A 22218-nucleotide genomic window follows, 5' to 3' on the forward strand; every position below is an offset into this window, starting at 1 on the left:
CGAATCAAGCCTGGGCCATCGAACCATTCACGCTTGCGCGTATCCAGGCCTACGTCCTGCGATGGCCGGTCAAGCGTCCGGTACAAACCTCGTTCGGCACCATGCATGACCGCCCCGCCCTGCTCGTGCGGGTAGAAGATGCGGACGGCGCGGTCGGCTGGGGAGAGGTCTGGTGCAACTTTCCCGGCTGCGGCGCCGAACACCGCGCCCGCCTGCTTGAAACCGTGGTCGCGCCGCTGGTCGTCGGCCAGTCCTACGCCTCGGCCGAAGCCGCGTTTGCCCACATGAGCGCGCGCACCGCGGTACTCGCCATCCAGTCCGGCGAACCTGGCCCCATCGCGCAAGTGATCGCCGGCATCGACCTGGCCTTGTGGGACATGCTGTCGCGCCGGGCCGGCGCGCCGCTATGGCAATTCCTGGGCGGCGCCTCGGACGTGATCCGCGTCTATGCAAGCGGCATCAACCCTGACCGCCCCGAAGATACGGTGCTCGCAAAACACGCGGAGGGCTATCGTGCCTTCAAGCTCAAGGTGGGCTTTGGCGAGGAGCGGGACCTCGCCAATGTCAGAACGGTGCGCGCCCGGCTGCCCTCGGGCAGCGAGCTCATGCTGGACGCCAATCAGGCCTGGGATCTGCCGGGCGCTCTACACATGAGCAGCCGCTTCAGCGAGTTCGCGCCGCGCTGGCTGGAAGAGCCGCTGCGCGCCGATCGCCCGCTATCGGACTGGGCGCAGTTGGCAGAAAAAACGGATATCCCCCTCGCAGCCGGAGAGAACCTCATCGGTCCAGACGCCTTCGAGGCCATGATCAACAGCAGGACGCTCAAGGTCGTGCAGCCGGACCTGGCCAAATGGGGCGGCATATCCGGCTGCCTGCCCGTGATCGACAGGATTCACGAGGCCGGACTGCGCTATTGCCCGCATTTCCTTGGCGCGGGTGTCGGCCAGCTTGCGTCGGCGCACATTCTGGCGGCGCGGGGACGAGCCGGCGGCATGCTTGAAATCGATGCCAACGAGAACCCGCTGCGCGCGGCTCTCAGCCCGGCATTGGGTGCGATCGTTGAAGGAGAGGCCCAGCTCGGAAACGCGGCGGGGCTGGGCGTGCAGCCGGATATCGCGCAATTGCGCGATATCTGCGGTGTGCGTTCATAACATCCCGAAAAGAAGGCCTGCAATTGTCCGGGCCGCGGGGTTCAACAGGGCCTGACGTCAGCCGGCCGTGCTCCTCGCAAGACGCATCTGGAGAAAGTCGAGAAATACCTGGACCTTTTTGGAGTGCCTGCGATTCGGTAGATACGCCGCATGGACGCACACACTCTGTTCTTGAGGATTGACCTCGTAGTCCTCGAAGAACCGGCGCAGCCGCCCGGCCCGCACGTCCTCCCGGATCAGCCATTCCGCCAGCAACGCGATGCCCTGCCCATCCAGCACAGCTTCGCGCAGCATGTCCGAGTTGTTGGCGGCCAAACGCCCCTGCACCTCCACGTGCCGCACCTCGTCATCGCCGCGAAGGAACGACCAGCGTTGCGGCCCGGCCTGGTGGGCGAATCGCAGACAGTCGTGCTGTGTCAACTCCTCAGGCGCAGTGGGCGTGCCGTGCCGCTCCAGGTACTCGTGGCTGGCCACCACATAGCGCCGGTGCTCGGCCAATTTGCGCACGATCAATTGAGGCTGCAAGTCCGGTGTGCCGATGCGGACGGCGACATCGATCCGCTCCGCCACCAGGTCCACATACGCATCGGATAGCACCAGATCCAGTGACACGCGCGGATTCTCGCGCAGGAAACCCGAGATATAGGGTCCCAGGCACAAGCGCGCGAAGGTCACTGGCAAGGAAACCCGCAAGGGTCCGACCGCGACCGCGCCAACGTCCGACACGCTGCCGTCGGCCTCCTCCAGATCCGACACAACCCTGGACACCTGCTCCAGGTAAGTCGCTCCTGCGTCGGTCAACGTTACCCGGCGCGTCGACCGGGTCAGCAGCGCGGTACCGAGAGACGCCTCCAGGGTATCGATCAGCCGCGTGACGGAAGACGTGGCGACCCCCAGGCGCCGCGCGGTTTTGGAGAATCCTCCTGACTCGGCCACGTCCAGGAAGACGCGCAAGGCTTGCAGTTTGTCCATGGTTATCTTTGCGAAATACGCAATCCTACGTTGCGATATAGACCGATTCATTGATTTTTACGCAAAGACTAATCTGGCGTTCCTCTCAACGCAAGGAGCCACGCCGTGAAATCCCTGCGCATCGGCGATTCTCTCGTCAGCGGTGCGCAACCGCCCGCGGCGTTCCTGCAAGCCCTTCAACAGGCCGCCGTGGCGGCCGCCAACTGAGCCCCTGGAACACACCAACATGCCTTCCACGCAAATTACCGCCGCCGCCAAGGATCAGGATTCAGCCGCCTCCTCGGGGCTGCCACTACGCTTGACCTTCATGCTGGCCGGCAGCGCCGGCCTGTCGGTCGCATCCCTGTACTACAGCCAGCCCATGCTGGGAGTGCTGGCCCCGGACATCGGCGCCTCTCCCCAGTCGGTCGGACTGCTGCCAACACTGACCCAGTTGGGCTATGCCCTGGGCATCCTCTTCCTGGCGCCGCTGGGTGACCGGCATGACCGGCGCAGGATCATCCTCACCAAGGCCGCCATCCTGTTCGCCGCGCTGCTGCTCGCGGCTCTGTCGCCCTCTTTGCCGACGCTGCTGGCCGCCAGCCTGGCCGTCGGCGTGTCCGCAACGATGGCACAGGACATCGTTCCGGCAGCCGCAACATTGGCGCCAGCCGCGCATCGCGGCAAAATCGTCGGCACGGTGATGACAGGCCTGCTGCTGGGCATCCTGCTGTCCCGGGTAGTCAGCGGCTTCGTTGCCGAGAACTGGGGTTGGCGCGCCATGTTCGCGGCCGCCGCCGCCAGCATCGCGCTCGTAGGCCTGGCCGCAAAGCGCCAGCTCCCGCGCTTCGAAGCCAGCACGCAACTGCCTTACTTCGCGCTGCTGCGATCGCTGGCCGCGCTATGGCGGCAACATCCCGCACTGCGCCGCGCCACTTGGGCCCAAGGCCTGCTGTCTATCGGCTTCAGCGCCTTCTGGTCCACCCTGGCCATCATGCTGCATGACGAGCCCTTCCACCTGGGCGCGGCCGCCGCCGGCGCCTTCGGACTGGCCGGCGCGGCAGGAGCCATGGCCGCTCCCATCGCCGGACGCATCGCCGACCGCCACGGCGCCCCGCTGGTCACCCGTCTGGGTGCAGGCCTGGTCGTCGCGTCCTTCGCCGCCATGGGAGTGGCCCCGTTCATGGCACCCGGCGCGCAGCTAGGGCTGCTGGTCGCCAGCGCCATCGGATTCGACCTGGGCATACAGGCCGCACTGATCGCGCACCAAACCATCATCTACGGCATCGACGCCAATGCCCGCAGCCGGCTCAACGCGGTACTGTTCACCGGCATGTTCATCGGCATGGCCGTCGGGTCGGCGTTGGCAGCCTTGCTGTATGCACAGTTCGGATGGATGGCGGTGACGGTGCTGGCGACGGTCACGGCGCTGGGAGCATTATTGGTGCGATTGAGGGGCTGACGGCAGCGCTCTCATCTCCCGACTCAAAGAGAAAGAGGCGCCGAAGCGCCTCTTTCATTCACCGCAAGACAACAGCGGGATCACTCCCACTCAATTATATTTTTATAATTAATTTACATTAAAATCAGATGGTTAGAAAAAAGCCTATCGACAATGCCATAATAAATACCATGTCAGGAAGATGGTCCCATTTCTGAATGGAACGGCCTAAACGGCAATAACTTTACATTAGACTACCGATCCAAGAGAGGAGTGAAAAGGTCTCGAAGAGCTCTATCGTCAAACTTCTCCCGCTCTCTCTCGTTCGACGGTGGGAAACTCGGGGAGGGAGCGGGACTGCTCCAGTCTTCAATCTCGCCGATTCGGTCCTCGATGGCTGAGACGGCGCTACTCAAAACATCTTCCGGCACACCGAAACGGGGCGCGAACTTTTTGAGGGCATCGATACGATCCGATAAGGAGGACTCGCTATCATCCTCGCTGATGCGACTGGTATTCTCCTCGAACTCTTCCAGCACAGCGGCCTGCAAGGCATGGTTGATGCTGGGCGGCAGCCCTTGCGCTGCATCCACTGCATCCACGAGCGTGGAGAGCATGTCACTCGAACACCAGCGTATAGTGTCCGTGATGGCCTTCTCAAGGAGCTCCAATAATTCGGTTTCGTATATGAATGGCCGCCCATATGCCTTGTCACCTAGCCGACAAAATATGTCGATCAAGGCCTCTCCATCTGACCATGCACCAAAGCCCTGCTGTGGATTGCGGGCAATCGCCATGATGCTGTCAGCAAATGCCCGCTCGTTCGTGAGCCGCCACCAGTCCATCAACATCCCCAGCCGTTTGGAGTTTGCGGCATCGTTGTATTCAAGCGACCGCGCGTCGCCAGCTCGCGGGCGCCAGTGCGGACGCGTTTCGATCATATCCAGCATGCCAGCGCAGGCTAGGGCGATCTTTGTTTGATCGTCTTCGCTAAGACCGCGCGGATACACAAAATCCCACAAACTCGACAACCAGTCTATGGAGACGGCTGTAGGGACAAGACGAATTAATAGCTCTGTGTCCAACAGATAGGATGAGAGATAATCCTTGAGCGAAGGATTGAGAAAAGAAACCCTTGGTCCGCTGATGTTGACAATGTTGACGAAGCTACCTTCTAGGATGCGAAGGGCTTCTTCGAAGTCCTTAGGCCCGTGCGGTAGGCCATAGGCTGTGCTCATCGCTGTATGTAAGGGCTCGAAAGACGAGCGAAGCGTGCCAAGGGGCACCCCATACTCCGTGAGAAAAAACATCGCCATCAAGAGGTGTCTGCACCGATGATCGATGTGTGTCCGGAATGCGGTATCCCAAATCTGGCTAGGGTTATTCAGAGCACCGATAAAGGCCACAGCATAGTCTGCGGGTTCGATATCACCAATGCGAAATGCATCGGTCATAGCCTCGATGACACGCGGGTTATAGTTCTTGTGATCAACAATTTCCGCAAGCTTCTTGCTTTCCAATAGCGCACGGATATGCGACTGCGGTGTCTCTGACACGAGTAGATGATTGTAAAGAATCCTCGCCTTAATCCGGCGAGTATAAACACCAACATCGAGAACGTACTTCGTTACATCGAGGCGCTGGTCGCCAAGATGTTCGGAAACCCTCCGGGCTTCTTCAAAGATGTACCCCCGCGTCGTCAGGATAAAACGAGCATTTGGGGAGCGACGTACTCGGCTCATGAACCGCGCTAAATCAGAATCCTTGTGCGCCAGAGCTTGCCGGTCGAGGGCAACCTTTCCTAGGAAGTCGTCGAAAAGGAACACCTGCTTTTTGCTGTCGCTAATGGCCGCGAAGCCGTCCTCTAGACTACGGATGGGAACGAGCTCCCACTCCTCACTCAGGAAGGTGTAACACAGCATCTCGGCCAGTGTCGTTTTACCAACACCCGGGGGCCCTGAGATGATAAGAAGCCGATGCTTCTCCAGCGTAGCCAGTGATTCATCGAAGCTCGGGTTTGATGCGTAGACACGGACCTTCTGTTCAATATCTTCTTGCGTGAACGCTGCAAAGGTATGGGCCGCCGCGCGTACGACTCGGTCCAGAACACCCGCACCTGAAAGCCACAGTTTGATGTGCGACTTGAGAATATCTGGGTACTTCCGGAGAAGACCGTTGAGGTCCTCCGGACCAAAAATATCCGCTTCCGACCTCAGGCTGGGCCCTATAAGCGGAGCGAGCTTACCCTTTCCAAGTGGGGTGAACTTACAGGAAGTCGCTAAAATGTAGCGAATCGGAGCGAGCTTATCGATTGAAAATCGCTCACGCTTCATAGTGGCTATCAACTTACCGAACGGCGAACCTTCATAATGCTTCGCCTGTAGAATGACGTTACCATTAGCCTGCGCGTGCCGGCCATCAATGCCGCCATCCGGCCCTGCGCAGAATGCTTCGAAGCGAAGTGTTTCTTCTCGTCCTATGAGGTCTCGAACAAGATCCTCAAAGTCGGCCGATGATAGATTTTTGAAATCGTAACTCATGCTGCCGTTTCGTCCACTGCGTCGGTGGCTGTGTTCTCATTCGCAAGTGCTAGAGTAGCTAGCGCTTGTGGTCCCATCATCATCTCATAATGCGCGAGGTGATTTGTGACTTCGAAGATTCTGCGAAAAATATCGAGATAACGGGTGACCATCGCTTCATCGACAGAAATGTACAGATCATCGTTGAAACTGTGCGATCCATCATTCACCCAAGTAAATAGCGAACCACATATTTGCTGGTCGCGACCCTCGAATCTCGCGCAGATGTCATCCTTATCGAGGTTTCCGAGAATCTTGAAGTAGTTCTCGAGGATGCGTCTTAGCGTGTTTTGGATCGCGATATTTGATCGGTTCGGCGATCTGACCTCAGCCCAAAGGAGCTCATAAGAAGTACTGATAGGGTTGTGATTGTAGCTGGTGATTACGGATACATCGTTCACTTTCCGCACGATCCAAAACGTCTCATGTGCTCGGCATTCTGTGCCGCGCTTGGGATCGAAAGATACTTCCTTATGGAAGTAGATGTTGTGCGTCAATAGAAAGACCTGCTTAATAAGCCCAGTCCCTCGGCAAGCCTCATCGAGCACACGTTTGATCAGAGCACTGACGATAAAGAGCACATCGCTGTCAAGGCTAGAGACAGGATCATCGAACACGACGACTCGCTCCGCGTTTATCCCGCTTGCGTTCATACTGCCTCTAATGAGGTGGTAAAAGTAGAGGAAAGTGATGAAGGTGCGCTCTCCCTCGCTAAGGGTGGTAGCAGCTTCGCTCCCATCTCCTCTTACAATTTCATAGAGGTTTTGATGTTGGCCAGCGGTCGCGAGGCGGAAACCCGTAAAGCCGAACGATCTTAGAATGGCGTTAATTTCCGTAACGGTTGGTTGAACACTCGTTACTTCGCGTTCCAACGCGGCAAGTTCGTTACTGGCCTCTGCAAGCGCCGCTCGCTTTGAAGCAAGACCGGCCGTCAGGCCAGTAACTGCACGATCAATCCCCCTTTTCGCGGTATCGTGGTCAGTGAATGCGAGCCTCGACTCCTCAAGTAAACATCTCCAGATTTGCGATATAAGAGTGGCCCGCTCGGTGGCCAGATTGTCAACTGTCGCATTGTGCTTACCTATCTCAGTATTCGCGTTGGAGATAGCATCTTGAAGGGAGGCGACGATTTCACCAACGGGCTCAAGCGTGACTTGCGAACTTGCCTCGTTCCGTTTGCGGTCGATTTGCCGAAGATTCAACTCTAACCGTGCCGAGAGTCGATCGATATCGGCGCGAAACGCTACCAGATCAAGATGCTTGCTTCCCGCACTGTGGATCAACGCGAGCCGAGACAAAAGGGTTTTGGAGTGAGCATCATATGCGTCCCTTATGCGATCGATTGCTGCGATATCAGCAAGATAGGTTTCGTCAAAGTAGTCATTCAGTTTTGTTTTTAGAGAGTCGTTCATCTCCTGCTGGCAGAATGGGCACTGCGGGCCCGCTTCGTCTACATAACCAAGGCCTTGCCGCACCCAGTCGCTGTTGCCGAGGCGACGTATAAGTGCAGCGATGTCGATGTCTTCTTTCCCTACGATTTTTTTCGAGAGAACTGCCGAGCCTTCAAGGACCACAAGGTCGTTGGCGTCAAACACTACGATGGGTGTAAGACGTTCGAGCCCTTCCTCAAAAATTGTCAGCGCACGTTGTTTGAGCTCGTCAAGCGGGACAATCTCAGCAGAGTTCTGCGCCCACTCCATCAGGATCTTGTCGCAAAAGTTAGCCTTTGAACTTCGGAAGCCAGTGAATGCCTCTTGAAAATGAGGATCGTGGACTGTCTTGATCTCCCAGCATTTCTGTTCTATGCCAGTCCTTAAAGTCTGGAGTTCCCCGAGCTTGCCGGAGCTTACGTCGCCCAAGGTATTTTGGAGTTGAGCAATGTCTCGGGTCAGGGATTGCACTTGGGCGTTCGCCGCTTCGATCTTGGCAAGCGTTTCAGCCTCCGCCTGCCCTAGCGTGAAAATGCCAGGCATCTGTTGAGCGAAATTCCGAGAGCAGAAGTCACTATTGTAGACAAGACGCTCCAGTGGCTGACCGGTCCACGTAACAGCGCAGGCGGGTTTTGAAGCGGGGTCTGCAATGACACGCGAGATAGTCGTTTTACCCGATCCATTGGTACCGAAAATAAAATTGATTGAGCGAAGTCCTGCCAGACGTTGCGTATTTGCCCCGTAACTAGCTTCGTTTGTTATAGAAATATCAGATAGCATCTTATCCCCTTTCGCGCCGATTGCGAGTCCCCCCGAACGCGAGAATTAGCGAAACGGACTTAAGCATACGCACTACGAAGCCACCTTGCGCCCAGCGTCGCAAAGGATATTCACTCGTTTTTGAGGAAACCGCATCCAGCTTGGGCCGTCACGGCCAACGCAGCTTGGTCTCATTGTTTCGCTGCGGATCCCGAACATGTACAGTCGGGAAATGGAGTCAGACTGCATTTTCTCATCATGGGGCCGCAAGCCGATCAGGTTTTCGAGCCCGTGCCCCGTGAGGACCTGAGGCGCGCGCTGCTCGACACCGTCGCGCAGTGGAACGCGCCCGACGACTGGGCGGGCGACGAAAAGCACATCGTCCTCGCCCTGGCCCGCATCTGGTACACGGCCGCCCCTGGCGGCATCGCCTCCAAGGAGCTGGCGGCGACACGGTTGCAGTAAAGATTGCCCCCCCACCGAGCCGTGCTGAGCAAGGCGCGGGCGATCTACCAGGGGCACGAGGAAGATGATCTGGCACAACGGCATCAGGCCGAAACCGCGGCGTTCATCATCCATGCGCGCGCCGGCATTGAACGGACTTTCGCCACCGCCCGCTAGCTGAGGATTGCAGGGTGCCGCACGCTTCCGCGGCACGCGATGCCCCCATGCTCTACCGGCCCTAATGTAGCGAATGCGGCAAGACGCAGGCGCCGGCGTCGACCGCATCAATCAAACGCTCAAGCAGTTGAGCCGGACTGTCGTCCCCGATCGTGAGTACGTGCCGCTCTAGCGCCCCCAGCGAACCGAACTGCCCATGCAGCGAAGCAATGGCAGCGGGATCGACCAGCGTATCCCCGCCGCGTTGCTGGCACCTCGTGATGACCACGCTCAAGGGCGGCCTCAGGACGACGTAATGGACGGTAAGGGCCAGCCCCTCGAATACGGGCAGAAACCACGGACCGATGATGCCGTCGAGAACCACGAAGTAGCCGCCTTCGGCATACGCGGACACGGTCCGGCAAAGCGCATCCATCACCACCGTATTTTGTGCATGGGATTCAGGCAAATACGGCGCGATGGCGCCATGCTTGATGAAAGCCCAAAAATCGTCCGAATGGAGATGAACCTTCGGCGAACCAGCCATCTGTGCGAGGGCCACGGCCGCCGTGGTCTTGCCCGAACCCGGCGGGCCCGTGAGGATCAGGATTTCCTTGCCGTGATTGAACATGGTGCGATGAAAGTCTCCGCGAGTGCGTTGAGCCAATATCCGTACGGTGGATCGATAAGGCCGATACAAGGCTGGACATTGACGTTCAGTGCAGTTATGACGGGTTAAACATCGTGGTCCACATAGGCTCCGAGCTCTCGCCCGACGTCACGCAACCGCTTCACGTCGAACAAAGGGATACCGTACAAAAAACTTGGACTTACTTCATCTCGCTTTCTGCCTGGAGAGGAATGCTGATGAATCGGAAAGAACTTTAGATCAGGATGATCTGGCGCAGAGTCGGCACGATACCTCTCTTTTTTTACTCCAGGCTCGTAGAGCATGTATGCGTAGTCACTCAGCGAACCTACGCGAAGAAGCCATTTCCATCCGGTTTCTAGTTCAATCCAAAGATGCCAACCTCTGTCCCGCTTGTCCGAACTGCCCACGCGCCCCTCAAGCTCATCGGCCATCGTCGCATGAATGGCTGGGATCAAATCATCGGGAATATAGGTGGAAAGTTCATAGTCAGTCTCGGCCGACAGATGAAATAGCGACGCAAAAAAAGAAAAAATACTTGGATGTTCCCTGGCCTCTCTAAGGTGCTCTTGACAAACCGGCAACTGAATCAGCAACGCATAGGCTGGATCACCAAAGGTTGTTGCGGCGTAGCAGCTTGCAACAGCACCGCAAACCACACATCCATCCCCCCGGCTAAAAATCATGGCACGTTCGACACTCGTGTTGGCCAGCCTGCCAGAAACCAGCTCGGTAGGCAGCTCTGTGGCCTTGGTCTTTGCTTTATGCCATTCGTCAAAAACGTGATGCGCCGCAGGCGTATCCACCAATTCGTATAGCGCCTCGGAGTTCGGCAGAAGCAGAATGTTCCTACAGTATTGCTGTGGTGATGCGGCAAGATTTCGTGGTTGGAATCGGTAACTTCTCATGTAGCCACAGTCAATCGTCGCAGGAAATACAAGCACCCACTCCCTTTCAGCTTTCAGGAAATATGCCGCCGCGCAGATTTCGGCCAGCTTTATCCAAAAGCTAGTGTGGTGTCTCAAAAGTAATCATCAAATAATGGTACTCGCTGCCCGCGCCACAGATGCCAAGATGGTGTCCGCACTTTTATGCCACACGAACGGCTTGGGATCCTCGTTGTGACGATCAATGTATTCCCGTATGGATTGCTCCAGCTGAGCAACGCTGGTGTGGGCGCTGCGCTTGATCCACTGCTCGCTGATCTGGCTAAAGAAACGCTCGACCAGATTGAGCCAGGACGCTGAGGTGGGCGTGAAGTGAACGTGGTAGCGAGGATGGGCTGCTAGCCAGGCCCGCACTGCCTGCGTCTTGTGCGTGCCGTAGTTGTCCATGATCAGGTGGATGTCTTGTTCGCCAGGCACCGCTGCATCGATGGCTTTGAGGAACTGCAGGAATTCCACACTGCGGTGACGGCGCTTGAGCTGTCCTATGACTTTGCCAGTGGCCACATCCAGCGCTGCAAACAGCGACGTTGTGCCATGGCGCTTGTAATCGTGCGTGCGCGTGCTGGGTTTGCCAAACGTCAGTGGTAACCCTGGTTGGGTGCGATCCAGAGCCTGGATCTGGCTCTTCTCGTCCACGCACAGCACCAAGGCGCGATCGGGTGGTGCCATATACAGCCCCACCACATCCCGTACCTTGTCCACGAAATGGGGATCCGTCGATAGCTTGAAGGTTTCTTGCAGGTGCGGCTTCAGCCCAAAGGCATGCCAGATGCGCTGCACCGTCGCGGGCGATACGCCAGCGTGCCGACTCATCTGGCGCACGCTCCAGTGCGTGGCGTTGTCAGGCTTGCTCTGGCGAACCTTGTCCACAATGAGCTGAACCTGCTCGTCGCCCACACTGCGCGGGCGGCCAGCGCGCGGGGCATCGGTCAAACCCGCCAGACGATACGCCCGGTAGCGCCGCCGCCACTTGGAGACAGTTTGCACCGTCGTGCCCAAGCGTTGGGCAATCATGGTGCCCGACTCCCCATCTGCGCAGCCCAGCACGATTCGCATGCGCAGCTTCTCGTCCTCGGGCGCTTTGCGTACGCGCAGTCGCGCATGCAGCTCTGCGCGCTCGGCATCGGTGATCTGCAGCTTCGTGGCGGGGCGTCCAGGGTGGGCCATCAGCGTAGTCTCCTATAAGGAAGCTGATTCGACCAACACCGGTCAAAATAGTTCTATCTATTTTTGAGACACCACACTAGGTTCATGCGTACAAAACTCCAACATGAAGCGGAGGCGCTTCTCGACAGAGTCGAAGTTCTTGAAGGCTAGTGACGATATCCGCGCTTCAATGATTTCGGCTGTCACGTCAGCCTTCGGCAGAGCATTCAGTGCGGAGTCGATATTGATGAGACAGATGTTAGGTCTAGACATGGATGTTCTTCGAATTCCTTTCGACATAGATGACCGGCACGGTCCTCCGCCTGCGGCAACATTCCCTGCCATGGCGCTAGCGACATGTACTTTCCGCGATGTGGGCCCCGCCTTTTTGGCTAATTTGCATCATCCAGGAAAGAAAAAGCCCGCAGTTACGCGGGCCAAACCTCTTTTTTATTTTAGTCGCATAGCTCCCGCCCGACTCACTCCCACTCGATCGTCGCCGGCGGCTTGCTCGACACGTCGTAAACAACACGATTGATGCCGCGCACTTCATTGATGATGCGCGACGACACCCGAGCCAGCAACGGATGCGGCAGCGGCGCCCAATCGGCGGTCATGAAGTCAAACGTCTGCACCGCACGCAGCGCCACGACGTATTCGTAGGTACGCCCATCGCCCATCACCCCCACCGACTTCACCGGCAGGAACACGGCAAACGCTTGCGAGGTCAGCTCGTACCAGGTCAGGCCGCTGGCCTCGTCCTTGGTGTTGCGCAGCTCTTCGATGAAGATCGCGTCGGCGCGGCGCAGCAGTTCGGCGTACTCGTGCTTGACTTCGCCCAGGATGCGCACGCCCAGGCCGGGGCCGGGGAACGGGTGGCGGTAGACCATCTGCGGCGGCAGGCCCAGGGCCACGCCGAGTTCGCGGACTTCGTCCTTGAACAGTTCGCGCAGCGGCTCCAGCAGTTGCAGGTTCAGCGTGTCCGGCAGGCCGCCCACGTTGTGGTGCGACTTGATGGAGGTGGCCTTGCCCGTCTTGGCGCCGGCGGATTCGATGACGTCGGGGTAGATCGTGCCCTGGGCCAGCCACTTGGCGCTCTGCTGCTTGCCGGCTTGTTCCTGGAACACTTCGACGAATTCGCGGCCGATGATCTTGCGCTTGGCTTCGGGGTCGGCCACGCCGGCCAGCTTGCCCATGAACTGGGCGGTGGCGTCGACGTGGATGATCTTCACGCCCATGTTTTCGGCGAAGGTCTGCATGACCTGCTTGCCTTCGTCCAGGCGCAGCAGGCCGTGGTCGACGAACACGCAGGTGAGCTGGTCGCCGATGGCCTTGTGGATCAGCGCCGCGGCAACCGACGAATCCACGCCGCCGGACAGGCCCAGGATGACTTCGTCCGTGCCGACCTGCTCGCGGATGCGGGCAACGGCTTCGGCCACGTAGTCGGGCATGTTCCAGTCGCCTTCGCAGCCGCAGATCTCGTTCACGAAGCGGGCCAGCATGGCCTTGCCCTGGACGGTGTGCGTGACTTCGGGGTGGAACTGGACGGCGTAGAACTTGCGGTCTTCGTCGGCCATGCCGGCGATGGGGCAGGACGGCGTGGAAGCCATCAGCTTGAAGCCCGGGGGCAGCTCGGTGACCTTGTCGCCGTGGCTCATCCAGACCTTCAGCATGCCGTGGCCTTCGGCGGTGGAAAAGTCTTCCAGGCCTTCCAGCAGCTTGGTGTGGCCGTGGGCGCGAACTTCGGCGTAGCCGAATTCGCGGTGGTCGGAGAAGCTGACCACGCCGCCCAATTGCTGCGCCATGGACTGCATGCCGTAGCAGATGCCCAGGACGGGCACGCCCAGTTCGAACACCGCATGCGGCACGCGCATGGAGCCTTCTTCGTAGGCGGAAGCGTGGCTGCCGGACAGGATGATGCCCTTCAGGCCTTGCGCCATCTGGTCGCGCACGAAGGCGTCGTCGACGTCGCCGGGGTGCACTTCGGAGTAGACGCCGGCTTCGCGGACGCGGCGGGCGATCAGCTGGGTGACTTGCGAACCGTAGTCGAGAATGAGGATGCGCTGGTGCATGGAGACTCTACCGGTAAAGAATAAAACCGCAGTAAATAAAACCGCACCGGCAGAACCGCTGATTCATGTTGCGGTTCTGCCGGTGCGCGATGCATGACATTGTAGTTGACTGTACGGATCAGTCGGCGCGGTAGTTGGGCGCTTCCTTGGTGATCTGTACGTCGTGCACGTGGGACTCGCGCACGCCCGCGGAGGTGATCTCCACGAATTCGGTCTTGGTGCGCATGTCGTCGATGGTGGCGCAGCCGCAGTAGCCCATAGAGGCGCGGATGCCGCCGACCAGTTGGTAAATGATGGCCAGGACGCTGCCCTTGTAGGGGACGCGGCCTTCGATGCCTTCGGGAACCAGCTTGTCGGCGTTGTTGGACGGATCCTGGAAGTAACGGTCGGCGGAGCCGTCCGTCATGGCGCCCAGGCTGCCCATGCCGCGGTAGGACTTGTACGAACGGCCCTGGAACAGCACGACTTCGCCGGGGGCTTCTTCCGTGCCGGCGAACATGCCGCCCATCATGCAGGCGAACGCGCCGGCCGCCAGGGCCTTGGCGACGTCGCCCGAGTAACGGATGCCGCCGTCGGCGATCAGGGGCACGCCCGTGCCTTCCAGCGCCTTGGCGACTTCGGAGATCGCATGGATCTGCGGCACGCCCACGCCCGCGACGATGCGGGTGGTGCAGATGGAGCCGGGGCCGATGCCGACCTTGACGCCGTCGGCGCCGTACTCGACCAGCGCGCGCGCGGCGGCGGCGGTGGCGATGTTGCCGCCGATGACTTCAACCTTGGGGTAGTTCTGCTTGACCCAGCGCACGCCTTCCAGCACGCCCTTGGAATGGCCGTGGGCGGTGTCGACGATGAGGACGTCGACGCCGGCCGCAACCAGCTTTTCCACGCGTTCTTCAGTGCCGGCGCCCACGCCGACCGCCGCGCCCACGCGCAACTGGCCCTGGGCATCCTTGCTGGCCATCGGGTGTTCGGTGTTCTTGACGATGTCCTTGACGGTGGCCAGGCCACGCAGTTCAAAGCCGTCGTTGACGATCAGCACGCGCTCCAGGCGGTGCTTGTGCATCAGGGACTGCGCCTCTTCCAGCGTGGCGCCTTCCTTCATGGTGACCAGGCGTTCCTGCGGCGTCATGATGTTGCGCAGGGGCTGGTCCAGGTTCTCTTCGAAACGCAGGTCGCGGTTGGTGACGATGCCGACCAGCTTGCGCCCTTCGACCACCGGCAGGCCCGAGATGCCATGCTGGCGCTGCAACGCGATGGCGTCGCGCACCTTCATCTGGGGGGTGACGGTGACCGGATCGATCACGATGCCGAATTCGTGGCGCTTGACGCGGGCGACTTCACGCGCCTGGGCGTCAGCGGACAGATTCTTGTGGATGATCCCGATGCCGCCCTCTTGCGCCATGGCGATGGCCAGGCGCGATTCGGTCACGGTGTCCATGGCGGCGGACACGAGCGGGATATTCAGGGTGATGTTGCGAGTGAGGCGCGTAGCCAGGGAAGTGTCGCGAGGCAGGACCTCGGAATACGCAGGCACCAGCAACACATCGTCGAAGGTGAGCGCTTTTTGTACGAGACGCATGGGTAACTCCGGGCGCAAAGCAAGATTATACGCCGCTTGGGTGTTTTGCCTAGGTGTTGACCCTAGGTTCTCGGGGATATTTCTGTACCTCAGGGTGGTGCTTTTTCCGCATCGCTATTTTTACCCGGGTGTATTGACATCTATTTTTACCCGGATCATAATTCATTCACGAATTTCACCCGGATAAAATATGAGCAACTCAATCACACCCCTCCCCGCCGATCCGCACACCGCCTTCGCCGGTCATCGCATTCTTGCCGCCGGCGCCCTCTCCGACGTGGCGCTCGCGGTCAGGCAGGCGATGGACGAAGGCCGCGACGCCACCATCCTCGTGTTCGACGACCTATCCGGCAAACAGGTCGATCTGGACCTCAGCGGAAGCCATGCCGCCATCGCGGATCGCCACCGCGTCCGCATTGACCCGGCCGCCCCAGCTCCCGAAGCGCCCGCCGGCGCGGCCGATGACGCGCAACCGCGCGGCCGGGGCCGCCCCAAGCTCGGCGTGGTGGCGCGCGAAGTGACTCTGCTGCCGCGCCATTGGGACTGGCTGGGCGCGCAGCCCGGCGGCGCTTCGGTCGTCCTGCGCAAGTTGGTGGAACAGGCGCGCCGCGACAACGAGGCGCAGGACCGCCTGCGCGAGCGCCAGGAGGCGGCGTACCGGTTCATGTCCAGCATGGCCGGCAACCTGCCCGGTTTCGAGGAAGCCACGCGGGCGCTGTATGCCAGCGACCGCGAGCGTTTTACGCAGCAGATCGCCGCATGGCCCGAGGATGTGCGCGGCTACGCCATGGGTCTGGCATGGGGCGCGCCCGCTGAAGCCGCCGCGGACTGAGCCGTGTCGGGGCGCGGCCTGCGCAGGCCGCCCCCCCCAAAAGCGGCCACGGGAGTCCTCGCCGCACTTTCTCCAGTGCTGCCGCTGGCTTGCCTCACCGCAGCATCGGCCACAACGTCAGCGCCAGCAGCGATCCCATGCCGATGTTGAACCACTTCAGACGCCCCGGCTGCGCCAGGAATCCGCGCAGCGCCACGCCGAAGCCCGCCCACAGCGAAACGCTGGGCACGTTCACCACCGCGAACACCGGGCACATCCACGCCAGCGACGCCCAGGGCGCCGCGGCATCCACATAAACCGCAACCGCGGCCAGCGCGACGATCCAGGCCTTGGGATTGATCCATTGGAACAAGGCCGACTCCATGAACGTGAGCGGCCTGGCAGACGCCTGCCCCGCACCGATGGAACGCGATAGGGCTATGCGCCATGCCAGGTAAAGCAGATAGGCCGCGCCCCCTACCTTCAGGCCTGCCGACAGGGCCGGCCAGGCGTGAAACAGCGCGCCCAGGCCCAGACCTACCCCAAGCAGCAGCGTAGTGAAGCCAACGGTGATGCCCAGCACCTGGGGCAACGTCCGGCCGAAGCCGAAGTTGGCGCCCGAGGTCATCAACATGACGTTGCTGGGTCCCGGCGAAACCGAGGTCACGAAGGCGAATACCGCCAGGGCAAACAGATTTTCAAAAGACAAGATACGGCTCCGGCAAGGCGCGGCGCACGTTTGCGCTCGCGATCAGACAGCCGCATTGTGAGTCCGGGCCGGCCTGATTAATATTGGCGGTTTTGACATCTTTGATAGCGTTCTTGCCATGAAGATCCAGATCCTGGCCCTGGAGGGCGTGTTCGATACCGGCCTGTCGGCCATCCTGGACGTGTTCACCACGGCCAACGAGCTGGCGCCGCTGCTGCCCGAACCGGTCCAGCCGTTCGACGCGCGCATCGTCGGCATGCGCCGCAAGGTGCGCAGCGCACAGGGATTCGGCGTGCCCGTCTCGGGCAGCCCGGACCCGTCGGACCCCGACTGGCTCGTGATCCCGGCCATCGCCTGCAAGATGCCTGAAACCCTGTTGCCCGCGCTGGACCGCCCCGACGTGCGCGACGCCGGCCGCATGCTGCGACAGCGCGCGCCCGGCGCGAACACCGCGGCAGCCTGCATCGGCACCTTCGTGCTGGCGGAATCGGGCTTGCTGGACGGCCACAAGGCGACTACCACCTGGTGGCTGGCGCCGCTGTTCAGGCAGCGCTATCCGGCGGTGGACCTGGAGGACCAACGCATGCTGGTGCGCTCGTCGTCGCTGCTGACCGCGGGCGCGGCGCTCAGCCACATGGACATGGCGCTGTGGCTGGTGCGACAGGCCAGTCCGGAACTGGCCGCGCTGGTGGCGCGCTATCTGATCGTGGACCAGCGGCCCTCGCAGTCGGCCTATGTCATCACCGACCACCTGACGCATGCCGAGCCGCTGGTGCAGGCCTTCGAGCGCTGGGCCCGGGCGCATCTTGCGCAGGGATTCTCGCTGGACGCCGCGGCGCAGGCGCTGGGCGCCAGCAAGCGCACGCTGGCGCGCCGCATGCAGGAGGTCCTGGGCAAGAGCCCGCTGTCGTTTTTCCAGGATCTGCGCGTGGAGCGCGCGGCCCATTTGCTGAAGACCAGCAACCAGTCGCTGGAGCAGATCGCGGCGCAAGTCGGCTATGCCGATGGCGTCACGCTGCGCAACCTGCTGCGCCGGCGCCTGGGGCACGGCGTGCGCCAGATGCGCTGATTTCCGCGCCTACGACGCGGGCGGTGGGCGCTTGCCGCGATATGCGTTTTAATCGGAAGCAAGAGGCAGGCGCGCCTTTCGCGCCCGCGCATTTCCACACGGTGCATCATGGCCATCGCAAAGAACTTCCTGCTCTACGACGGAGACTGCCCTTTCTGCTCGAACTACGTGCGGATGCTGCAACTGCAGAAGGCCGTCGGCCCCATCGATCTGCTGAACATGCGCGACCACCCTGACCTGGCGGTGGCCTACAAGGCGCAAGGCTACGATCTGAACCAGGGCATGCTGCTGCACCTGGACGGCCAGGACTACTGGGGCGCCGACTGCATCAACCGGCTGGCGCTGCTCAGCACGGGCAACGACCTGTTCAACAGCGTCAACGCGGCCGTGTTCCGCAATCCCTGCCTGTCGACGGCGCTCTATCCCTTCATGCGCACCGGCCGCAGCCTGGCGCTGACGCTATTGGGCAAGAAGAAGATGCAGATGTAGCCGCGCCGGCCGCTGAGCCGACGCGGGAACGGGATCTGATTAAAGACGGCGCGCCGCGCTACGCGGCACCGACGGCTCTCGCCAAAGGCGCTGCGGCCGTTTCCGTGTGCACGCCCGCATCGGAACGGCGCCACCCCGAAGCCGGATCGCGCTTGTCGTGGAGATAATCCCAATCCGTGCCGCACACCGCACAGGTGTACGCTTCGTGCTGCACGCCGCGTTGCTGCTGCCCCGTCGACCGCACCACGCCCAGGCTGATCAGGTTGTCATGACCGGGCGCATCGCGCCGGTCCGTGACGATAGCCTCGCATTTTTCACACGCCCCCATGCCCCTTCCCCTTTCAGTATCCTTTCATCGGATATTACGAAGGGAAAAACGCTTAAAGCTCAGCAATTCTCACCATTGCGGGGCCGGCCGGCGCTGGAGTTCAGCCGCCCCCTGCGCTGGCGTCAAACCAATGTCACCTTGCCCGTGGCCAGGCTGTACACGCCGCCGACCACTCCCAACTTTTTCTGCTGCACCATCTCCTGCAAGAGAGGCTGCGCCGTTTTCAGGCGTTCGACCGTCAGTCGCACATTGGCCTGGACCGCCGCGGCCACCAGGTCTTTCGCGCCCGACTTGTCCGCAAGCTCGACGGCGGGCTTGAGCGCATTCACCAGCGCGGGTAGATGGCCCGGCAGTTCGGTCTTGTCCCTCCATGCCTTCACCGTCGCGTCCACCGCGCCGCAGTTGTCGTGGCCCAGCACCAGAATCAGCGGCGCGCGCAGGACCAGGGCGCCGTACTCCAGGCTGGCCAGACCGTCTTCGTTCACGAAGTTGCCGGCCACGCGCACGATGAAGAGGTCGCCCGGCCCTTGGTCGAAAGCCAGTTCCGGCGCCACCCGCGAGTCCGAACAGCCCAGGATGGCGGCGATGGGCTTTTGCTTCACGGCGCGGGCGGCGCGTCCCGCGGAATAGTCCCGCATGTTCGGCTTGTTGGCGGCGTAGCGGGCATTGCCCGCCATCAGGCGCTTCAAGGCCTCGTCGGGGCCGATATCGTTTGACGGCACGGCGGCTTGGGCATCGCCCAGCCAGCCTGAAGAGCCGACCGCGGCGATCGCTGCGGCGCCGAACAGCAAGCGGCGGCGGTTGAACTGCGGGGAATTGGCGAAAGAAGAACAGTCGCACATGAAGCTCTCCTCAAAGAAGAACATCCGGGAAACCAGCGCAGGACCATTGTGCTGCCGCGGCCTCTTCAAATGCTCAAACATCGCGCCGCCAGGATCAAAAAAAGCGCCGTAACCGCCGCTTGAGAAACACGGATGAGGGGCGTAATGTGGAAAAGCGGCATATGCCGCGTCACCTGCTTAATAGGTACGCACCATGACGCCCAACACTCCCCACCCCAATCCCTCCCACGCCGCGCCAGACGCGCAGGCCGACAAGGAACGCGCCCGCGCGGATCACCAGCATGAGGAAGCCCGGCGCAAGGCCCTGGTCGGCTCGCAGCACAAGGAAAACGTCCGCAGCGTCGCCGCGCCGCGCTACCACGGGCACCGCGGCGGATGAGGCCCGCGTCGGCTAGATTCCGTAACGTCTTGGAAAAACATCGAACTGAAATAAGCGCCTGAAAGTTGGACCATCTTGCGTTGGACTTTGGACGGGACCGAAAGGATGAGTCCCGGTCCGCACGCCCTGCCCTGAATGGTTTTCAACGACAAAGGATGCTTATCGTGATTCCGATCAGAAAGACAGCCGCCGCCTGTGCCCTGGGTTTGGGCATGATGGTGGCGGCAGCCGGCCAGACCGTTTTTGCCCAAGCCCAGGCCGATGCTCCCGCGCCGCTGGCCACCGGCCTGACCGACTCCGGCAGCGCCGAGGGCCAGGTCATCGAAGCGGTGCGCAGCGGCGACATCCTGTCCATCAAGGTACGGTTCAAGCCCGTCGTCATGGGCAAGACGGAGATGCTCTATCCGCAGATCAGCAAGAGCGACTATGAAAACAGCTTCTACGTGGTCGCCGGCAACAAGAAGCATCTGCTGCTGAGAGACAGCAACGACAAGCCGCTGACCAATCCCAAACTGATGATCCGGACCGAGAAGGACGCCCCGATCGCCGGCTCCTGGCAGGGGAAGTTCCCCGCCCCGCCCAAAGAGATCAAAGAGGTCTCGTTGACGATACCTGGCGTCGAGACCTTCGACGCCATCAAGATCACCGACCGCTAGCCATGGCCGGCTACCCGGGCACGTCCACTCTGCTGGCCGCGGCGTTGCTCGCCGCCGCCAGCGGCTCCATGGCGCAGGAGCCACCCTACAAGGCCGAGATCCTGGATCTGCAGGCCACCATCCTGGACCTGAAGGGGCTGCCTTCCGATGCCAGCGGCGGCATATCGGACCTGAACGCGCAGATAGACGGACTGGCCGCGCGCCACGACGGCCTGTCGGTGCGGCAGGACAAGAACGCCGTGACCGTCGCCATGCTGGGCGACGTGCTGTTCGATTTCGACAAGACCGCCATACGCCCGGCCGCCGAACCTACGCTGCGGGACATCGCCAGCCTGATCCAATCCAGTTCGGGCGGCACCGTCGGCATCGAAGGCCACACCGACTCCAAAGGCTCGGCCTCCTACAACAAGGATCTGTCATTGCGCCGCGCGCAGGCGGTGGCGCAATGGCTGGCGAATCATGGCGTGGACAAGTCGCGGCTGACCGTCAAGGGATACGGCGATACCCAGCCGATCCAATCGAACAAGCTGGCCAATGGCGCGGACAATCCGCAAGGACGGGCGCAGAACCGGAGGGTGGAGTTCGTGCTGCCCAAGCACTGAGCGCAAGGGGCGAGGTTGCCGCATAGGTGGCCGCATCATTGCGCCACAGACCTCGCACGGCCTGCGGTACTATGCGCGCGTCATTGTCCCCATGTCGCCGACGCGTGCCGGCGTTGCAGAAAGTACTCCCATGCGCCTCATCCACCGAGCCGTCCTTGCTTGCGCCCTGCTGGCTGCTCCATTTGCCGCCGTGGCCGGCGAGCTGAACAAGGCCAACTGCACCTACAAAGGTGTCCCGCTATATGGCAAGGTGAAGATCGTCACCGCGTTCCCCGACATCAAGGTCAAGGTGGTCAGCGCGTTTGCCGACCTGTCGGTGAAGAAGGTCGACGCTTTCGCCGACAGTTGCGGCGAATGGAAAATCGTCGACAGCTTCCCGGACTTCAAGATCCAGTTGGTGGATGCCTTTCCCGACGTGACGATCACCTGGGTGAATGCGTTTCCGGGCGTCCGGTGAGCATGATTGCGCGTATCGGCTAGGGCAGCCGGACTACTCCTCTTCGCCGTAGCCAAAAGGCCAACGGCGCTTGTTCGGCTCGGGCGCGGGTTGCTGACTGTGCATGACGGGCTCCTGAGGTTCGATGGACGAATACTACCGGCATCCGCCAAATCGAACTGCAAAGGTTCGCAAAGATCGCGGCAATCATGCCGCAAGAGCCCCATCCACGTTTCTAACACAAGGCAGGCGCGGCCCGCATCGGGGCTAGAACGTATGCCATTTCCCGGACCGGCGCGTAGGATTGAAGCCGTACGGGAGAGCGCCATGCCAGATTCCAGCTGGATTTGCGGCAGCGAGCCGCCGGGTCGCCAGGGATTCTTCGAGACGGAATTCAATACTGGCCAGACCGAAGTCACGATGTACTCCGTATTGGGCTGGATGCCGCCTGCGCATCGCGGCTACGTGGTCCGGTGGCGCTCGCTGGAACCGGCGGTGGAACAGGCGGAAATCGAACGCTATCTGTACTACCGGCGCGAGGGGCGCGGGCATTCTTGAACTTCTGATCGTTGGCAGGCGCAAGGGCCTGGTGC

23 protein-coding genes are annotated in these 22218 nt (G+C 61.0%); 12 read left to right on the top strand and 11 right to left on the bottom strand.

Annotated elements, in window-relative coordinates; translation table 11 throughout:
* The first annotated feature begins 101 nt into the window (after positions 1 to 101).
* Positions 102 to 1151 (top strand): mandelate racemase/muconate lactonizing enzyme family protein, encoded by a 1050-nt coding sequence (locus ACZ5YA_RS07535; protein WP_464092292.1) that lies wholly within the window; start codon positions 102 to 104, stop codon positions 1149 to 1151.
* A gap of 57 nt (positions 1152 to 1208) precedes the next feature.
* On the opposite strand, the gene ACZ5YA_RS07540 is transcribed toward ACZ5YA_RS07535, so the two are convergent.
* The gene (locus ACZ5YA_RS07540; protein ID WP_118932191.1) at positions 1209 to 2123 is read right to left on the bottom strand and encodes a LysR family transcriptional regulator; all 915 of its coding nucleotides are present in this window, start codon (positions 2121 to 2123) and stop codon (positions 1209 to 1211) included.
* Between the two features lie 226 nt (positions 2124 to 2349).
* Between ACZ5YA_RS07540 and ACZ5YA_RS07545 the strand changes: the two genes are divergently transcribed.
* On the top strand, positions 2350 to 3564 hold the full coding sequence (locus ACZ5YA_RS07545; protein WP_464092293.1) for an MFS transporter: 1215 nt from the start codon (positions 2350 to 2352) through the stop codon (positions 3562 to 3564).
* Positions 3565 to 3797: 233 nt separating this feature from the next.
* On the opposite strand, the gene ACZ5YA_RS07550 is transcribed toward ACZ5YA_RS07545, so the two are convergent.
* The gene (locus ACZ5YA_RS07550; protein ID WP_464092294.1) at positions 3798 to 6083 is read right to left on the bottom strand and encodes an nSTAND3 domain-containing NTPase; all 2286 of its coding nucleotides are present in this window, start codon (positions 6081 to 6083) and stop codon (positions 3798 to 3800) included.
* Positions 6080 to 8332 (bottom strand): AAA family ATPase, encoded by a 2253-nt coding sequence (locus tag ACZ5YA_RS07555; protein WP_464092295.1) that lies wholly within the window; start codon positions 8330 to 8332, stop codon positions 6080 to 6082. Before ACZ5YA_RS07555 ends, ACZ5YA_RS07550 begins: the two co-directional genes overlap by 4 nt.
* 237 nt (positions 8333 to 8569) lie before the next feature.
* On the opposite strand from ACZ5YA_RS07555, the gene ACZ5YA_RS07560 reads away from it, so the two are divergent.
* Positions 8570 to 8776 (top strand): aminoglycoside adenylyltransferase domain-containing protein, encoded by a 207-nt coding sequence (locus ACZ5YA_RS07560; RefSeq protein WP_464092296.1) that lies wholly within the window; start codon positions 8570 to 8572, stop codon positions 8774 to 8776.
* A 3-nt stretch (positions 8777 to 8779) separates the two neighbouring features.
* The gene (locus tag ACZ5YA_RS07565; protein ID WP_464092297.1) at positions 8780 to 8932 is read left to right on the top strand and encodes a hypothetical protein; all 153 of its coding nucleotides are present in this window, start codon (positions 8780 to 8782) and stop codon (positions 8930 to 8932) included.
* 61 nt (positions 8933 to 8993) lie between these two features.
* Here the strand turns inward: ACZ5YA_RS07565 and ACZ5YA_RS07570 are convergent, their stop codons facing one another.
* The 5 genes from ACZ5YA_RS07570 to guaB form a co-directional block, all read right to left on the bottom strand.
* Entirely contained in the window at positions 8994 to 9542 is a 549-nt protein-coding gene (locus ACZ5YA_RS07570; RefSeq protein ID WP_119451347.1) for an AAA family ATPase, read from the bottom strand.
* A 104-nt stretch (positions 9543 to 9646) separates the two neighbouring features.
* Positions 9647 to 10585, bottom strand: coding sequence for a hypothetical protein (locus ACZ5YA_RS07575; RefSeq protein WP_464092298.1), 939 nt, complete (start codon positions 10583 to 10585; stop codon positions 9647 to 9649).
* 9 nt (positions 10586 to 10594) lie between these two features.
* Positions 10595 to 11674 carry an IS630 family transposase gene (locus ACZ5YA_RS07580; protein ID WP_005801445.1) on the bottom strand — a complete coding sequence of 360 codons (1080 nt, stop codon included), beginning with the start codon at positions 11672 to 11674 and terminating at the stop codon, positions 10595 to 10597.
* A gap of 458 nt (positions 11675 to 12132) precedes the next feature.
* The gene (guaA, locus tag ACZ5YA_RS07585) at positions 12133 to 13725 is read right to left on the bottom strand and encodes a glutamine-hydrolyzing GMP synthase (RefSeq protein ID WP_059373213.1); all 1593 of its coding nucleotides are present in this window, start codon (positions 13723 to 13725) and stop codon (positions 12133 to 12135) included.
* 118 nt (positions 13726 to 13843) lie between these two features.
* Positions 13844 to 15304: an IMP dehydrogenase gene (gene guaB, locus ACZ5YA_RS07590; RefSeq protein WP_059373216.1), complete on the bottom strand. Its 1461-nt coding sequence runs from the start codon at positions 15302 to 15304 to the stop codon at positions 13844 to 13846.
* Between the two features lie 190 nt (positions 15305 to 15494).
* On the opposite strand from guaB, the gene ACZ5YA_RS07595 reads away from it, so the two are divergent.
* Positions 15495 to 16136 carry a DUF2239 family protein gene (locus ACZ5YA_RS07595; protein WP_464092299.1) on the top strand — a complete coding sequence of 214 codons (642 nt, stop codon included), beginning with the start codon at positions 15495 to 15497 and terminating at the stop codon, positions 16134 to 16136.
* Between the two features lie 94 nt (positions 16137 to 16230).
* Here ACZ5YA_RS07595 and ACZ5YA_RS07600 read toward each other — a convergent pair whose 3' ends face one another.
* A complete protein-coding gene (locus ACZ5YA_RS07600; RefSeq protein WP_464092300.1) occupies positions 16231 to 16824 on the bottom strand; it encodes a LysE family translocator in 594 nt (197 codons plus the stop codon).
* 118 nt (positions 16825 to 16942) lie between these two features.
* Between ACZ5YA_RS07600 and ACZ5YA_RS07605 the strand changes: the two genes are divergently transcribed.
* The gene (locus ACZ5YA_RS07605) at positions 16943 to 17893 is read left to right on the top strand and encodes a GlxA family transcriptional regulator (protein ID WP_251879708.1); all 951 of its coding nucleotides are present in this window, start codon (positions 16943 to 16945) and stop codon (positions 17891 to 17893) included.
* 108 nt (positions 17894 to 18001) lie between these two features.
* Positions 18002 to 18382 (top strand): DCC1-like thiol-disulfide oxidoreductase family protein, encoded by a 381-nt coding sequence (locus ACZ5YA_RS07610; RefSeq protein ID WP_118932162.1) that lies wholly within the window; start codon positions 18002 to 18004, stop codon positions 18380 to 18382.
* Between the two features lie 58 nt (positions 18383 to 18440).
* Here the strand turns inward: ACZ5YA_RS07610 and ACZ5YA_RS07615 are convergent, their stop codons facing one another.
* On the bottom strand, positions 18441 to 18710 hold the full coding sequence (locus ACZ5YA_RS07615; protein ID WP_059373226.1) for a hypothetical protein: 270 nt from the start codon (positions 18708 to 18710) through the stop codon (positions 18441 to 18443).
* Between the two features lie 122 nt (positions 18711 to 18832).
* Positions 18833 to 19552 carry a carbonic anhydrase gene (locus ACZ5YA_RS07620; protein WP_280016248.1) on the bottom strand — a complete coding sequence of 240 codons (720 nt, stop codon included), beginning with the start codon at positions 19550 to 19552 and terminating at the stop codon, positions 18833 to 18835.
* 193 nt (positions 19553 to 19745) lie between these two features.
* Here ACZ5YA_RS07620 and ACZ5YA_RS07625 point away from each other — a divergent pair, with 193 nt between their 5' ends.
* The 5 genes from ACZ5YA_RS07625 to ACZ5YA_RS07645 all read left to right on the top strand — a co-directional run bounded on the left by ACZ5YA_RS07625 (position 19746) and on the right by ACZ5YA_RS07645 (position 22183).
* Positions 19746 to 19931: a hypothetical protein gene (locus ACZ5YA_RS07625; RefSeq protein WP_059373231.1), complete on the top strand. Its 186-nt coding sequence runs from the start codon at positions 19746 to 19748 to the stop codon at positions 19929 to 19931.
* A 155-nt stretch (positions 19932 to 20086) separates the two neighbouring features.
* A complete protein-coding gene (locus ACZ5YA_RS07630) occupies positions 20087 to 20587 on the top strand; it encodes a hypothetical protein (RefSeq protein WP_280016250.1) in 501 nt (166 codons plus the stop codon).
* Between the two features lie 2 nt (positions 20588 to 20589).
* A complete protein-coding gene (locus tag ACZ5YA_RS07635; protein ID WP_464092301.1) occupies positions 20590 to 21189 on the top strand; it encodes an OmpA family protein in 600 nt (199 codons plus the stop codon).
* Positions 21190 to 21319: 130 nt separating this feature from the next.
* Positions 21320 to 21646 carry a hypothetical protein gene (locus tag ACZ5YA_RS07640; RefSeq protein WP_251879704.1) on the top strand — a complete coding sequence of 109 codons (327 nt, stop codon included), beginning with the start codon at positions 21320 to 21322 and terminating at the stop codon, positions 21644 to 21646.
* A 306-nt stretch (positions 21647 to 21952) separates the two neighbouring features.
* On the top strand, positions 21953 to 22183 hold the full coding sequence (locus tag ACZ5YA_RS07645; protein WP_054456318.1) for a hypothetical protein: 231 nt from the start codon (positions 21953 to 21955) through the stop codon (positions 22181 to 22183).
* Positions 22184 to 22218: the final 35 nt, after the last annotated feature.

Source organism: Achromobacter sp. JCM 18799, from assembly GCF_055395645.1.

What these genes read in the sequence shown, in the direction of transcription:
- ACZ5YA_RS07535 (WP_464092292.1), top strand. Translation starts at nt 102, where the DNA reads ATGCATGACCGCCCCGCCCTGCTCGTGCGGGTAGAAGATGCGGACGGC.
- ACZ5YA_RS07540 (WP_118932191.1), bottom strand. Translation starts at nt 2,123, where the DNA reads ATGGACAAACTGCAAGCCTTGCGCGTCTTCCTGGACGTGGCCGAGTCA.
- ACZ5YA_RS07545 (WP_464092293.1), top strand. Translation starts at nt 2,350, where the DNA reads ATGCCTTCCACGCAAATTACCGCCGCCGCCAAGGATCAGGATTCAGCC.
- ACZ5YA_RS07550 (WP_464092294.1), bottom strand. Translation starts at nt 6,083, where the DNA reads ATGAGTTACGATTTCAAAAATCTATCATCGGCCGACTTTGAGGATCTT.
- ACZ5YA_RS07555 (WP_464092295.1), bottom strand. Translation starts at nt 8,332, where the DNA reads ATGCTATCTGATATTTCTATAACAAACGAAGCTAGTTACGGGGCAAAT.
- ACZ5YA_RS07560 (WP_464092296.1), top strand. Translation starts at nt 8,570, where the DNA reads ATGGGGCCGCAAGCCGATCAGGTTTTCGAGCCCGTGCCCCGTGAGGAC.
- ACZ5YA_RS07570 (WP_119451347.1), bottom strand. Translation starts at nt 9,542, where the DNA reads ATGTTCAATCACGGCAAGGAAATCCTGATCCTCACGGGCCCGCCGGGT.
- ACZ5YA_RS07580 (WP_005801445.1), bottom strand. Translation starts at nt 11,674, where the DNA reads ATGGCCCACCCTGGACGCCCCGCCACGAAGCTGCAGATCACCGATGCC.
- guaA (WP_059373213.1), bottom strand. Translation starts at nt 13,725, where the DNA reads ATGCACCAGCGCATCCTCATTCTCGACTACGGTTCGCAAGTCACCCAG.
- guaB (WP_059373216.1), bottom strand. Translation starts at nt 15,304, where the DNA reads ATGCGTCTCGTACAAAAAGCGCTCACCTTCGACGATGTGTTGCTGGTG.
- ACZ5YA_RS07595 (WP_464092299.1), top strand. Translation starts at nt 15,495, where the DNA reads ATGAGCAACTCAATCACACCCCTCCCCGCCGATCCGCACACCGCCTTC.
- ACZ5YA_RS07605 (WP_251879708.1), top strand. Translation starts at nt 16,943, where the DNA reads ATGAAGATCCAGATCCTGGCCCTGGAGGGCGTGTTCGATACCGGCCTG.
- ACZ5YA_RS07610 (WP_118932162.1), top strand. Translation starts at nt 18,002, where the DNA reads ATGGCCATCGCAAAGAACTTCCTGCTCTACGACGGAGACTGCCCTTTC.
- ACZ5YA_RS07615 (WP_059373226.1), bottom strand. Translation starts at nt 18,710, where the DNA reads ATGGGGGCGTGTGAAAAATGCGAGGCTATCGTCACGGACCGGCGCGAT.
- ACZ5YA_RS07620 (WP_280016248.1), bottom strand. Translation starts at nt 19,552, where the DNA reads ATGTGCGACTGTTCTTCTTTCGCCAATTCCCCGCAGTTCAACCGCCGC.
- ACZ5YA_RS07625 (WP_059373231.1), top strand. Translation starts at nt 19,746, where the DNA reads ATGACGCCCAACACTCCCCACCCCAATCCCTCCCACGCCGCGCCAGAC.
- ACZ5YA_RS07630 (WP_280016250.1), top strand. Translation starts at nt 20,087, where the DNA reads ATGCTTATCGTGATTCCGATCAGAAAGACAGCCGCCGCCTGTGCCCTG.
- ACZ5YA_RS07635 (WP_464092301.1), top strand. Translation starts at nt 20,590, where the DNA reads ATGGCCGGCTACCCGGGCACGTCCACTCTGCTGGCCGCGGCGTTGCTC.
- ACZ5YA_RS07640 (WP_251879704.1), top strand. Translation starts at nt 21,320, where the DNA reads ATGCGCCTCATCCACCGAGCCGTCCTTGCTTGCGCCCTGCTGGCTGCT.
- ACZ5YA_RS07645 (WP_054456318.1), top strand. Translation starts at nt 21,953, where the DNA reads ATGCCAGATTCCAGCTGGATTTGCGGCAGCGAGCCGCCGGGTCGCCAG.